The 14,139-nt window shown below is 44.9% G+C and carries 11 protein-coding genes; 4 read left to right on the forward strand and 7 right to left on the reverse strand.

Features of this window, described 5'->3' with window-relative positions; all coding sequences use genetic code 11:
* Positions 1-42: 42 nt before the first annotated feature.
* From ACLI09_RS01440 to ACLI09_RS01450, 3 genes are all read right to left on the reverse strand, one after another.
* Positions 43-669, reverse strand: a complete 627-nt coding sequence (locus ACLI09_RS01440) for a porin family protein (RefSeq protein WP_411417798.1) — start codon at positions 667-669, stop codon at positions 43-45.
* Positions 670-751: 82 nt separating this feature from the next.
* The gene (gene aspS / locus ACLI09_RS01445; protein WP_411417799.1) at positions 752-2,503 is read right to left on the reverse strand and encodes an aspartate--tRNA ligase; all 1,752 of its coding nucleotides are present in this window, start codon (positions 2,501-2,503) and stop codon (positions 752-754) included.
* 159 nt (positions 2,504-2,662) lie between these two features.
* Entirely contained in the window at positions 2,663-3,208 is a 546-nt protein-coding gene (locus tag ACLI09_RS01450; RefSeq protein ID WP_411417800.1) for a hypothetical protein, read from the reverse strand.
* A gap of 190 nt (positions 3,209-3,398) precedes the next feature.
* On the opposite strand from ACLI09_RS01450, the gene ACLI09_RS01455 reads away from it, so the two are divergent.
* The 4 genes from ACLI09_RS01455 to ACLI09_RS01470 all read left to right on the forward strand — a co-directional run bounded on the left by ACLI09_RS01455 (position 3,399) and on the right by ACLI09_RS01470 (position 5,914).
* Positions 3,399-4,379, forward strand: coding sequence for a TlpA family protein disulfide reductase (locus tag ACLI09_RS01455; RefSeq protein WP_411417801.1), 981 nt, complete (start codon positions 3,399-3,401; stop codon positions 4,377-4,379).
* Between the two features lie 75 nt (positions 4,380-4,454).
* The gene (locus ACLI09_RS01460; RefSeq protein ID WP_411417802.1) at positions 4,455-4,883 is read left to right on the forward strand and encodes a hypothetical protein; all 429 of its coding nucleotides are present in this window, start codon (positions 4,455-4,457) and stop codon (positions 4,881-4,883) included.
* Positions 4,793-5,443, forward strand: a complete 651-nt coding sequence (locus ACLI09_RS01465; RefSeq protein WP_411417803.1) for a TlpA family protein disulfide reductase — start codon at positions 4,793-4,795, stop codon at positions 5,441-5,443. Before ACLI09_RS01460 ends, ACLI09_RS01465 begins: the two co-directional genes overlap by 91 nt.
* 123 nt (positions 5,444-5,566) lie before the next feature.
* The gene (locus ACLI09_RS01470; RefSeq protein ID WP_411417804.1) at positions 5,567-5,914 is read left to right on the forward strand and encodes a toxin-antitoxin system YwqK family antitoxin; all 348 of its coding nucleotides are present in this window, start codon (positions 5,567-5,569) and stop codon (positions 5,912-5,914) included.
* A 346-nt stretch (positions 5,915-6,260) separates the two neighbouring features.
* On the opposite strand, the gene ACLI09_RS01475 is transcribed toward ACLI09_RS01470, so the two are convergent.
* The 4 genes from ACLI09_RS01475 to ACLI09_RS01490 form a co-directional block, all read right to left on the reverse strand.
* Positions 6,261-7,427, reverse strand: a complete 1,167-nt coding sequence (locus ACLI09_RS01475; protein ID WP_411417805.1) for a PepSY-associated TM helix domain-containing protein — start codon at positions 7,425-7,427, stop codon at positions 6,261-6,263.
* A 9-nt stretch (positions 7,428-7,436) separates the two neighbouring features.
* The gene (locus tag ACLI09_RS01480) at positions 7,437-8,174 is read right to left on the reverse strand and encodes a DUF4198 domain-containing protein (protein ID WP_411417806.1); all 738 of its coding nucleotides are present in this window, start codon (positions 8,172-8,174) and stop codon (positions 7,437-7,439) included.
* 62 nt (positions 8,175-8,236) lie between these two features.
* On the reverse strand, positions 8,237-10,675 hold the full coding sequence (locus tag ACLI09_RS01485) for a TonB-dependent siderophore receptor (protein WP_411417807.1): 2,439 nt from the start codon (positions 10,673-10,675) through the stop codon (positions 8,237-8,239).
* A 234-nt stretch (positions 10,676-10,909) separates the two neighbouring features.
* On the reverse strand, positions 10,910-14,086 hold the full coding sequence (locus tag ACLI09_RS01490) for an efflux RND transporter permease subunit (RefSeq protein WP_411417808.1): 3,177 nt from the start codon (positions 14,084-14,086) through the stop codon (positions 10,910-10,912).
* Positions 14,087-14,139: the final 53 nt, after the last annotated feature.

Here is a 14,139-nt window from a genome sequence, read left to right on the forward strand (position 1 = left end):
ACAAGGGCGCAACTGTAAAAAGTGCGCCCTTGTTTTTTAATCTTATAGTATAAACTGCCAGTTTACCATCAGGCTTATGGCATTAATTTTATAGCCGTCGCCATCTTTGCGCGTACCGGTTAACCCCAGGTTGTCCTTCAGCTCAAAGTTTATTTCATTATCCTCATTAAGGCTCAGGCGGTAACCTATACCCAGCACGGCACCAAAATCTGTTTTCTTAACATACTTTGTAATTTTATTGTTCTCATCATTATCTAAAGCAACCCTGCTGCCCAACTGGTAGGCTCCATACCCTCCGCCCAGTATATATAAGGTATTGCTTTTGGCGCTTATAAAATATTTTACGCTTATCGGCAGTACAAGGTAATGGTAGGTAGTTGTTGCCGTTAACTCATCGCCCACAACCACAGGGTCAAAATCGTAACCGGTATACTTTATACGGAAACTCTTGGCTTCATAGTTAAGGTTAGCGTTAAGGGCAAAATGTTGAGACAGCGGCACCTCGCCGGATACCCCGGCCATGTAGCCAAACCAGTATTTATAATCAAGACCGCCGGTATCTCTCAGGTCTGAAAAGTTGCGGCCTGTATTGATGCCAAATTTAAAGTTGCTTTGCGCTGTGGCAAGTAACGGCAGGGCAAGCGCCGCCATCAAAATAAATTTTTTCATCGTTTGATTGGTTTTTTTTAAAGTGCAAATATATAAAAGGCCGGCAAAATTTGCCGGCCTTTTATTCAATAAATAGTATGTTTTACTGTTGTTTCACGCTTATATAAAGCTCATCAAGCTGTTTGTTGTCTATAACGCTTGGCGCGTCTATCATTACATCCCGGCCGCTGTTGTTTTTAGGGAAGGCAATAAAGTCGCGTATGGTTTCCTGTCCGCCCAATATGGCTGTAAGCCTGTCAAAACCAAAAGCTAATCCACCGTGTGGCGGCGCGCCGTACTGGAACGCATCCATAAGGAAGCCAAACTGCGCCTTAGCCTGCTCTTCGGTAAAGCCAAGGTATTTAAACATAAGCGCCTGTGTGGCCTTATCGTGTATACGGATGCTGCCGCCGCCTATCTCGTTGCCGTTTAGCACAAGGTCATACGCATTGGCGCGTACGGCGCCAGGGTCGGTTTCAAGCAAGGCTATGTCTTCCGGCTTAGGTGATGTAAACGGGTGGTGCATGGCGTGGAAACGCTCGCTTTCTTCATCCCACTCCAGTAGTGGGAAATCTACCACCCATAGCGGCGCGAACACCTCTGGGTTACGCAGGCCAAGGCGCGTGGCAAGCTCCATACGCAGGGCGCTAAGGCGGGTGCGGGTTTTATGCGCATCGCCGCTAAGCACTAATATAAGGTCGCCCGGTTGTGCACCTGTAATTTCGGCCCATTGTTTCAGGTCATCGGCATCGTAGAATTTATCTACCGATGATTTAATAGAACCGTCAAGCTCATATTTGGCATACACCATACCGGTAGCGCCTACCTGCGGGCGTTTTACCCATTCTATAAGTTCATCAATCTGCTTTCTTGTATACGTTGAAGCTCCGGGAACGGCAATACCCACTACCAGTTCGCTGTTGTTAAATACGCCAAAATCTTTATGCTGGGCAACGGCGTTCAGTTCGCCAAACTCCATCCCAAAACGGATATCGGGCTTATCGTTACCGTATTTTTTCATGGCCTGGTCATAAGTCATACGCGGGAATTTGCCGGCATCAACACCTTTAAGTTCTTTAAGGAGGTGGCTGGCAAGGCCTTCAAACATCTGTATGATGTCTTCCTGCTCTACAAAGCTCATTTCGCAGTCTATCTGGGTAAATTCCGGCTGTCGGTCAGCACGAAGGTCTTCATCCCTAAAACACTTCACAATCTGGAAGTACTTATCCATACCACCCACCATAAGCAACTGCTTAAACGTCTGCGGCGACTGTGGCAGGGCATAAAACTGGCCGGGGTTCATGCGGCTGGGCACTACAAAGTCGCGTGCGCCCTCGGGTGTGCTTTTTATAAGTACCGGTGTTTCTACCTCTATAAAGCCTTTGCCACTAAGGTAGTTGCGTACTTCCATAGCTACTTTATGGCGAAACAGCAGGCTGTTTTTTACCGGGTTACGGCGTATGTCAAGGTAGCGGTATTTCATGCGGATATCCTCGCCACCATCGGTTTCATCTTCAATGGTAAACGGTGGCACCTGCGACTCATTTAATATAATAAGGTCTGTCACCAGTATTTCTATATCGCCCGTAGCCATGTTCGGGTTTTTGCTTTCGCGCTCTATCACGGTGCCTTTTACCTGGATGACAAACTCACGGCCCAGTGTAGCGGCAAGGTCAAAAACGGTTTTATCAGTACGGCTTTCGTCAAATATAAGCTGGGTAATGCCGTAACGGTCTCGAAGGTCGGCCCAGATAAGGAACCCCTTGTTGCGCGTTTTTTGTACCCATCCGGCTAATGTTACTTCCTGGTTAATGTGCGTGGCGTTTAGCTCTCCGCAGTTATGGCTTCTGTACATTATGTAGTTCTTATAGAAATTTGGTGCAAATGTAGAAAATGTTTTTAGCAATTAGCCGAAAGCTATCAGCAATTAGCCGAAAGCTATCAGCAATTAGCTATCAGCTTTCAGTTCTTAAGGATTAGCCTGTACAATTGGCTGAAAGCTAATAGCTAACCACTACTTCCTGCTTTTATTAACCTCCTTAAACGACTTTATAATCTCAACCATCTGGTTATCATACTTATCCTTGTTTTCAGTAAGCGTCCAGCACAGTATCTGGTAGTAGTCTTTCCTGCCCTGCACATAGGCTACCCGCCAGTATACATTAATGTTCTGTACGGTTCCGGTAAGGCTGGTAAGTCGTGCATCAAGGCCATTTATTTTTTCTGTTGTCGGGGTACGCTTATCTTTGTCGCCCAGTTTATCGCGCACGCTGTCTACCAGCAGCCGGCTGTAGCCGTCCAGGTCAGGGCCGTAGCCTAATCCGCCCTCCTTCATAAGGTCGTCAAATGTCTTGCGTGGCTCATCAATTACCACCACATAAAACTCACGCGCGCCGTTTTGATATTGAAGCGATGCATCTTTATTAAGTTCATTAGTAGCGGTAAGGAACGAGGGCAGGTCTACACTATATTTGTTTTTAATAGTTACCGTTTGGGGTTTTTTCTCACAGGCGGTTAAGCTAAGTGCAATGACTATGAGTAGCAACAGGCGTATTTTCATGATTTATTTGCTAACTGGTTTACCCGCAAGTTACAAAAACGATTGTAAACAGCAGGTATTAATAAGCATGGTATGGCTTTTGCTACAGCATTGCACGAATGTGGTCTATTGAACATATTTTAACATACTTCACCCTGCATGCCTAACGTTATAACAATTATCTTTACACTTTAAATTTGAAAATTAAATTATGAAAAAATTACTCGCTTTATTACTGCTTACCGGTACGGCTGTTTTTGCCCAAACAGAAGCGGTAAGCTTTAAGGCAACTATAAAAAACCCTAACAGCGATTCGCTGGTAATACGTAATCGTGGCTTTAGCCAGGTACTAAAAGGCACTAAAGGGGCGTTTACAGGCTCATTTGCCGTAACGCCGGGCTTTTACCAGCTTTTTGACGGTACCGAGCAAACCAGCCTGTACCTTAAAAACGGCTACAACCTTGCCCTTACCATGGATGCTGCGCAGTTTGACGAAACCATAGCCTATAAAGGCCAGGGAGAAAAAGAGAATAACCTGCTGGCCAGGCTTGCTCTTGATATGGAAAAGCTAAGTGAGAGCATGGCAACATTAACTCCTGAAGCACAAAGTAAAGCCATTGCGGCAAAGCTGGCAGAATTTGACAAACTGCTGGCCGACCCGGCACTTGACGCTAATTTTGCTGCCGCGATAAAACAGGAGCTGCAGGGGCAGAAACAGCAAATGGAAATGATGGCCGCGCAGGCTGCCATAACCTCAAAGCTGGTGGGCAAGCCATCGCCGGCATTTAATTATGAAAATGCTAAAGGGGGGCAAACCTCCCTGGCAGACCTTAAAGGCAAATATGTGTATATAGATGTATGGGCTACCTGGTGCGGACCATGCCGCCAGGAAATTCCGCACCTGCAAAAAGTAGAGGAAGCGTTTATAGGAAAAAATATTGCCTTTGTAAGCCTTTCTATAGATGCCGCCAAAGACCACGATAAGTGGAAAAAGATGGTAGCAGATAAAAATTTGGGTGGCATTCAGGTAATGGCCGATAAAGACTGGAAATCTGATTTTCCGCTGGCGTACGGTATTAACAGCATACCGCGCTTTATACTGATTGACCCTAAAGGCAATGTGGTGGATGCCGATGCAAAAAGGCCAAGCGACCCTGCACTTACCGCACAGCTAAACAGCCTTGTAAAATAAATTAACTATATTGCACTATACTAAAACCCATGCTTTTGCGTGGGTTTTTTGTTTAACTTAAATTTCAACCAACCGATGATAAAGTTATTACCATTCTTATGCCTTGTGGGCTTTGCAATGCAGGCACAAACCGCAAATTTTAAAGGGACGATTACTAATGATACTATTGGAGAGATAGTAATTACGGGTGTCGACAATGATTTCAGGCAGGTTATACCTCTGGATAAAAACGGGAATTTTAGTAGTAAGTTAAATCCTGAGCCAAGCCCTGGCCTTTATGGAATGAGCTACAACCGGATGGCGCATTATTTATACCTTTCAGAGAGCACAAACCTTACGATAACCACTAAAACGGTTTACAATAAACCTGTTTTTAAAGGGGAAGGTGCCGTAGAGAATATATTGCTGCAAAAATGCAGGATGATTTTTTTAGTATTTATAATGATTGCAACGCATATCAGGCTAAATATAAAAGGGTTAGTAAGGAGGCCGAAGCAAAAGTAGCATCCTGGTATAAAGAAATAACGCATTCAGGTTTTGAGGCTAATGCACAGGAGGTTCTTAAAATAGCGGCTGGCAAACTGGCGGAGATGGTAACGGTTCAACTGGAAAAGTTACATCGTATTATTACTATGGCAGGTAACCCAGCGCCACCATTTACTTATAAAGATATAAATGGCAAAATGGTAAACCTTTCTGACTTTGCAGGTAAATTTGTGCTAATAGATGTGTGGGCCACCTGGTGCGCGCCCTGTAGGGAAGAAATGCCGGCACTGCAAAAGATTGAAGAAAACCTTAAGGGCCAGAATATTGTTTTTGTAGGTGTTTCTATAGATAAGCCTCAACATGAAAAAATATGGAAAAGGATGGTTGCCGAAAAGGCGCTTGGCGGTACACAGTTAATAAGTGAAGGGGGGTGGCAGTCAAGGTTTATGGTTGACTATGGCATACATGCAGTACCTACATATATAATCATAGGACCGGATGGGAATGTTATTGATACAGATGCCGAATGGCCGAGCCGGGGACTTGAAAGGCAGCTTAAGAAGCTTTTACGCGATTAACAAACACGGGCAATGTTAAGTTTTTCTCAATGTTACTAAATTGTTAAGCAAATGTATTTTTTGTGTAAATTAATTTGTATATTTGTTTTAAATAAATGTATAACCTTAAACGCAAAAAGAGATATGAAAAAGATTTTCGCCCTTGCAGCCCTGCTTTTTGCAGGTGTGGTATCTGCCCAAAATGTAAAACCTGTACACACTATAGAAAATAATATTATTAAAAGCACGTACTATTACGACAATGGTAATGTAAAGCAATCCGGCTTTTATAAAGATGGAAAGCTTACTGGTGCCTGGGTAGCATATAACGAAGACGGTACCAAGCAGGCTATGGGTACATATAATGATGGTAAAAAAGCCGGCAAATGGTTTTTCTGGACCGGCAATACCTTAACCGAGGTGGAATATGCAGACAGCCGTGTTGCTGAAGTAAGAAAATGGAGCAAAGACGCGATAGCTGTAAACAAATAAGTTTATACTAACCCGAATTTATACAAGCAAAAGCCCTGCAAAATAATTCTGCAGGGCTTTTCAATTTTATATGTGTTGGGTAATTTTTAAGGCTGAAAAAATTTTTACCATAAAGGCCACAAAAGGGTTTCACAGAGTTCACGATGAAAACCGCCTTTGGCGGAAGGACACAAAGCTTTGTGTTCTTTCAGGGGGCACCTCTTTACTCGTTAAACTTTGTGAGCTTAGTGTAAAATCCTTTGTGCACTTTGTGGTAAAATCTATTTACTACTTCACATAGCTTGTGCAAAATTTAATTTCTATCCTCTCTTCTCAGAAGCAGAAACTAAGTTCCTATGTGGTAAAATTATTTCGCTGCCACTTTAACCGATTTCTTCACCCTTCCCCTCCATATCAAAAAACCCGTAACGGGCAGCATAGCGCTTATAAAGCTGGCAATAAATGCCAGTATCTTTCCGGGCAGGCCTAATATGGCGCCCACGTGTATATCATAATTTGCGGTAAGTAGCTGCTCGCCAAAGTTTTTGTCGGTATGCAGGCGTTCGGCTATGAATTTCCCTGTATACTGGTCGTACTGCGCCTGGTGGCTTTGCCAGTAGGTACCGGGGTTTTGACCCACATAAATATCAATGGGGGCAAGGCTGTCGGCCGGTTTACCTGAACTGAACGAGTCGGCTTCGGCATGCCTTTTCATAACCTGAACAAAAGCCAGGTCGTATGCAGCATCTTTATCAGTTTTAGCGATTACTGATTTTGATGCCAGCTGTTCCGGCGGGGTTATGCTGCCGCTGGCCACAATGTATACAGTGGCATAAAACCACCTGAATGCCCACACCATGCCGGTGAACGCAATGATTATGGCTACAGTAGCGATGTAAAACCCAAAGATGTTGTGAAGGTCGTAGTTTTTACGGCGCCATTTGGTCGTGTCTTTCCACTGAAACCAAAGCCGCTGCTTGCGTGCCGCCTTGTTTTTAGGCCACCAGAGTATAATGCCGCTTATCAGCATTATTACAAATATAAAGGTAGACCAGCCGGTTATTACCTGGCCTACACTGTCTTTCATCAGCAGGCTCCAGTGCAGTGCTTTTATAAATACAAAAAAGTCGAGTTCCTCATCATACACTTTCAGGACCTTGCCGGTATACTGGTTTGTATATACCGAAATGTACTGGTCTATATTATCGTAGTAAAACAAATTGTCTCCCCCAAATTTATAACAGTGAAATACCACGCTCTGCTTAGGGTCGTTATATACCGTAACATTTGTAATGGTAAGGCTGTCGCCTATTTGTGCCTGCGCCTGTTTCCAGAGCTGGCTAACGGGTATCGGGGTACTGGTAACTTCTTTTACATATATGGCATCTTCGCGCAGGGCATTGGTAATTTCCTGGTTAAACACAAATATGCAGCCCGTAATACCAAGCAGTAAAACAATAAGCCCGGACGTAAGCCCGAGCACTAAATGGGTTTTGCCTACCCAGTGTTTAAATCCTTTTTTCTTTTTGCTCATCAAAAAAAATTATTTTCCGGCTACGGGAATGGTATAGGTGGCACAGTGCCATATAAACTGGTAGTCATTACCGTTGTAAGAGCCTGGTACCTCTTCCTTGGTTGTGGCTTCTGCCAGGTAGGTCGCCTTCCACGGGGTGGTAAAGCTTACCTCGCCTTTTTCGTTAGTTTTTATTTTTTGGCCCCAGTGGTTGCCCATTTCAACAGCCACCTCAATATCTTTAACGGGCTGGCCTTTATATAGTACCCGTAGCGTTGTAGCCCCGTCTTTAGTGGGCGTAATTGCCGTAACATCGGTAATGGTAATGCCATCGGGGTTTACCGCCGCGGTTTCGCCTGCATTTTTTCCCACATTTACTTTTGCCGTGGCATGATAGTGCGTTTTAAAAATGCCAAAGTTATACTGTGTAAAGTCAAGTACATCAATTTTATTATTATTCAGCACCAGCGTATAAGCACCATCTGCCTTTGGTGTAAACCACGCCGAATAATACTTTTCCGATGGTGTAAGTGCCAGCACTGTTTTTTGCCCGTTTGGCGCTACGGCCCACAGTTCAAAATCCTTAACCTTATTATAGGTTTCGCTGCCTACTTCTTCAAAAATGCCGTAGCTGTATTCGCCGTAAAATACCTTTACCTCCTGCTTTTTGTTAACCTTGCCGGCTGCCGCTGTTTCTATCCAAAGGGCATGCGCCATGGCGCTGCCGCAGGTAAGTAAAAGTGCTACTACTGTAAAAATATTTTTCATGGCAAAAAGTATAAAAGCGGCACCCTGATGTTGTGTTTCAGGATGCCGCAGGATTGAAAGTTTTAGAATTTGTAAGCTATACCCAGGCGTAGGTTTCTTGGGGCTTCGGCCTGCCAGTAGTAGGCGTTTAGCCATGAGTAGTATGATCCTGAATACAAATACCTGTTAAGGATATTAAACATATTTGCAGTAAGTTTCATTTTACCCCTTTCATACGATAGGCCTCCGTCAAGCTTAAAGTAGTCCTGCAACCTGTCAAGTCCCTGGCTCCAGGTGTCAGTTTGCCTTCCGCCAAGGAAGGTAAAACCAGCCGAAGCACCCAGCCCCTTTAGTTTGCCATCCTGCACAGCATAGCTAAGCCACGCGTTTGCGGTATGCTTGCTGTAACCTGGCACAATATCACCTTTGTTGATGCCGGTAACACCATTGGCAACTTCGCTCACAAAAGATTCTGTAAAAGCATAGTTGACTATCAGGTTAAGGCCCGGTACTATCTGGCCCCTAACGTCAAACTCTACACCCTGTGCCCTTCTTTCACCAAATACTATGCTGTACTGCTCCCCCGATGTATTTGTAGGGTCGGCTGTAAGCTCGTTATTCTTGTTTATACGATATACAGATACGGTGCTGTTCCAGCTGCCATCAAGCCAGTCTTTTTTAATACCCACTTCCATATTATTACCGGTAAGCGGTTTTACCTCTTTACCATTACGCTGAATGCCCGCTTGTGGTGTAAACGTCTGGTCATATAATGCGTAAACAGCCATGTGTTCATTTACAGAGTAGCTTAAGCCCGCACGCGGTGTCCAGTGCTTGTCTGATATTGGCGCACCGCCCCAGCTGCTTTGTGTAAGGTAGGTATAGCGGCCGGCAAGGGTAAGGCGCAGCTTGTTTTCAAAAAAGCCAATCTCATCCTGAAGGTAGCCCGCTGTGTAGCGGCTGTCCATAAGGCCACCTGCCGCAAGGGCACGCTGCTCAAGTGGTGTATCACGGTCAAACTCAGGCAAGCCGTTAGCCGGTATACCGTAGTTTGGGTTGGTTACACTGAAAGGCGTATCATAAGTATCAAGGTTGTGGCTCTGGCCCCAGTCGGCCAAATAACTTTTATTGGCAAGGTCAAGGCCTCCCAATATCTTATGGCTTACCGCTCCTGTCTGGAACTTACCGTTAACAAACGCCTGGCCAAGTTTCATGGTGCTTTCCGCATCCCAAATGCCCACGTTACGGATTATTTCGCCCGCGGCAAGTAAATCTTCATTTACACCGTCGCCATTGGTATCGGCACTAAGCGGGCCCACGCCTGTAGGCCATGAGCTGTACCCTTGCTGAAGGTATTTAAAGTAGGATGCTTGTGCGGTTAGCTTCCAGTTTTCGTCTATCCTGTGTTCCAGCATGGCATAAAAGCTGTGGTCGTTTATTTGGGTATCAGGCAGACCGGGTTGCGTCATAGTAAAGTTGCGTGGGGCTGTGGCATAACCGCCGGTGCCAAATATATAATACGAGCCTACCTCGGTCATGTTAGCGCGCTGGTAGTTGTATTCTGCCGTAACTTTTGTGTTGTCGTCTACCTGGTAAGATACCACAGGCGCTATAACATAGCGGTCGTTATGCTCATAAGGTCGGAATGAGCCTTTATTTTGTGCTGAAAGGTTAAGGCGGTATTGCAGCTTGCCGTTTTCACTCAGTTTTCCGTCAAGGTCAAGGGTAGTGCGGTACAGGTCGAAGCTGCCCAGCGTCATGCTTAGTTCGCCTTTAGTAACGCCGGTAGGTTTTTTTGTAACTACATTATACAGTCCGCTTGGGTCGCCACTGCTTAGCATAAAGCCTGCCGGGCCTTTTACAAACTCGATATGGTCTACAAAACTCATATCCTCTGTTAACGGCCCCCAGAATGACGAAACCACGTTAAACCCGTTGCGGAATGCCTGAACCTGGGAGCCGCGCATGGTGATGTTAGCATAAAGGTCGCCCCAGTGCTCAATTTTTACAGCACCGCTCACGTTGCGTATAACGCCATCGCTCATGCTTATTATCTGCTGGTCTTTTAGCGTTTGCGCGCTGATAACCTGTATGTTTTGTGGCACTTCTATAAGCGGTGTAGCAAGCCTTAATGAGGTAGAGGGCTTATCAGTTTTGTATTTGTTCTTGCTGCCGTCTATCACCACTTCATTAAGCTCTTCCTGGCTTTCGCTTAGCGTAATGTTTTTTGTTGCGGTTTCACCAGCCACAAGTGTAATGGTCTCTTCAACCGGCTTAATGCCTACAGCGGATATGCGTAGCGTATAGCTGCCCGGCTTTATGTTTTTTATTTCGTAATTGCCCGAAGCGTTTGTAACAGTACTATAGGCTGTGCCTTTAAGGCCAACCGATATCATTTCGGCAGGGGTGTTGCCGCTTAGTTGTACAGTACCGCTTATAGTGGCACGGTCCTGCGCCCATAGTGTAACGCCGCAAAGCACTACCAGCAGGGTAACAAAGTTCTTAAAAGTAAAAGTGTTCATGTTTGTTTTAGATTTTTACGGGGCAAAGGTATGTTCCAAAACAACACTGCGCAACACTATTTTTAATTATTCTAAATAAAATTAATTAGAAATGTAATTTTTAAGAATGTGAAAAAAATCTTAAAATTATTTTTTTGATTTAAGAACTAAACTCAAAAAACATTAGTATATATATAACAAAAAGGCCCCGGTTGCCCGGAGCCTCTTTTTCAGGATGAAAAAATAATCGGTATTTTATGAATGTTTCGGAGTAAAACCATCTTCGCTTAATTCTTTATGCTCGTAGTCTGCTACCATAAGCTCATCATATTTAGGCGGGTCTTTTTTGCTTAACCTGCGTATAAGTCCGTCAAAAACAGAGTACACTACCGGCACGATAATCAGGGTAAGGAACAGCGAGCTTATCAATCCGCCAATGATTACCCAGGCAAGGCCGTTGTTCATCTGCGCGGCGCCACCTTTAGCCAATGCAATAGGTATCATACCAAAAACCATCGCTATTGTGGTCATAAGGATAGGGCGGAGACGGGCATGGTTAGCCTGTACGAGCGCGTTAAACGTGCTTTCGCCCTGCTCTTTACGATGGTTGGTAAAGTCTACCAGTAATATCGCATTCTTACACACAAGCCCGATAAGCATGATAATACCTAATATGGTAAATATGTTAAGCGTGTTGTTAGTAAGCGCGAGTGCAAGCAATGCCCCAATGAACGACAGCGGTACAGCAAACAATACCACAAACGGGTATACAAAGCTGTTATACAGGGCCACCATAACCAGGTATACCAGTATAATAGCTGCAAGCAATGCCACACCCAGCGTACCAAAGCCTTCGCCCTGGTTTTCTTCATCACCACCCCAAACGTAGCTAATGCCGGCCGGTTTCTCCATTTTTTCTAATTTCGCTTTCAGGTCGGCTACCACGCTACCCACCGGGCGGCCCACGGTCTGGCCCTGCACGGTTACTGCGGTACTTTTATCGCGCCTTTCAAGCAGGCTTGGCCCCGAACCTTCGGATATGGTAGCAAACTGCGAAAGTTTTACTTCCTGGCCCATGCTGTTTGTAAAGGTAATATTGCGCACGTTATCTATATTCATACGGTCGTATTGCGCAAAGCGGATATTAATATCATACTCATACTGCCCCGCGCGGAATTTACCATCGGTGTTGCCGTTAAAGGCTGTTTGCATGGTTATACCTACGGTTTGCAGGTCAAGGCCCAGTGCCGCCATTTTATCACGGTCTACCTTTACATCAATTTCCGGAGAACCTGCTTCAGATGTAAGCTTTACTTCGGTAGCGCCACTAATGCTTCTAAGTTCTGTGGCTGCTTTTTGAGCAAATGCCAGGGCGCTTTCAAAGTCGTTACCCGTTATGGTAAGGGCTATGGGGGCTTCGTCAGCACCACCCATTATACTCACCGGCACCGTTTTTATTTTGGCACCCACTAGTTCCCTTTCAAGCTCCAGCTTTGTTTTTGCGGCATATACAAACGAGTTGTCTGCACGTTTATCTTCGTCTACAAGGGTTACAGTAATTTCACCTTTATAAACCGTGCTCTGCGATCCGCTCATACCTTCGCTGGTTTGGCCCACAGTGGTAATAATGCTTTTTACCTCTTTTTTGTTTTGTAAAAATTTCTCTGCTTTAAGCAGCATCAGGTTGGTTTGTTCCAATGACGCGTCTTTAGGCAATTCTACCTGGACCATGAACTGTCCCCTGTCAAGCTTTGCAAAGAACTCACCCCCCACATAAGTGCCCGCTACCATAAGCGAACCAATAAACAGGCCTATTACAATTAAAAGCGTGGCAAGTTTTGTTTTCCAGCTGTTAAGCGACCATTTAAGGATTTCTGTTACCCAGTGGGTAAAAATGTCGAGGCCTTTTTCAAAACCAAGGATGATTTTGCCGAAGATATTTTTTCCTTCTATGTGCTCAAGCTTACCAAAGCGTGATGAAAGCCACGGGATAAGCGTAAAGGAAGACAACAGCGATAGTAGCGTGGCAATAACCACCACCACGCAAAACTGGGTAATAATGTTGCTTACAAGCCCTGTACTCATGGCTATAGGCAGGAACACTACCACGATAACCAGCGTAATGGCCGCCACGGTAAAACCTATTTCGGCAGTACCGTCATAAGCGGCACGCACGCGGTTTTTGCCCATTTCCATGTGGCGGTAAATATTTTCGAGTACCACAATTGCATCATCTACAAGTATACCTACCACCAACGATAAGCCCAGTAAACTCATAAGGTTAAGGGTGTAACCCATAAGGTAAACTCCTATAAAAGTAGCAATAAGCGATGCCGGGATAGATACCATTACAATAAGGGCATTTCTTATAGAGTGCAAAAAGAAGAGCATTACAAACGCTACCAGGAATACGGCTATAAATAAATCGTGTATTACACCTTCGGCGGCTACAAGTGTAAACTCAGAGGTGTCATTAGCTACCTCCAGCTTAAGGCCTTCTTTAGCATAATCTTTTTCAATTTTTGATATAACGGCTTTTACGTCTTCACTTACCTGCACCGCATTAGCGTCGGTCTGTTTGGTTACCTGTATCGCAATAGCGCTCTTACCATCTACACGGGCTATTTTGTCGGCTTCTTTCTGGCTGTCCTGCACATCGGCTATCTGGCCCAGGCGTATTTGCACACCGTTTTTAGATGATACTACCAGGTTCCTCATTTCTTCTACGCTGCTGTATTTGCCCGCAAGGCGCACCAGCATGCTGTTGTCGCGTGTTTTTACACTACCCGTAGGGAAATCAAGGTTACTGCTAAGTACTACCTGCTGTACCTGTGGTATAGTAAGGCCATAGCCCCTTAGTTTATCTTCGTCAAGGTTTACCTGTATTTCACGTTCCTGTCCACCCACAAGGGTAACCTGTGCTACACCGTTAACACGGGATAATATAGGCTCAATTTTTTTATCAAGGAGGTCGTAAAACGCTACCTCGTCCATTTTACCGGTAGCGCCCAGTGTTACTACCGGAAGGTCGCTCAGGGAGAATTTTACCAGCGATGGCGGATCGGCATCTTCGGGTAAATCTTTTTCTATTGCGTTTATTTTGCGCTGGGCATCGTTAAGCGAGTAATCGGCATTGGCCTCAGGCTGAAGCGTAACCATTACTACCGAGAGGCTTTCGTATGATTTAGATTCTACCTTCTTTACCATTTCTAATGACGATACCGCGTCTTCTACCTTTTTAGTTACGGTATTTTCTATTTCACCGGGCGATGCGCCCGGGTATACCGTACTTATGGTAATAACGTTCATTTCAAACTTAGGTATCAGCTCGTAGCTAAGGCTACTGTAGCTGTAAATACCTCCCAGCGTAAGTATGGTGAACAACACTATAACAAGCGTTGGCCGTTTTATGGATATTTCTGCTATTTTCATGTATTGTTTGTTTAAGCAACCCCTAACCCCCAAAGGAGGAAACTGTTCCCCCT

This window comes from Flavobacterium sp. RHBU_24 (genome assembly GCF_046613695.1).
Lineage (GTDB): Bacteria > Bacteroidota > Bacteroidia > Flavobacteriales > Flavobacteriaceae > Flavobacterium.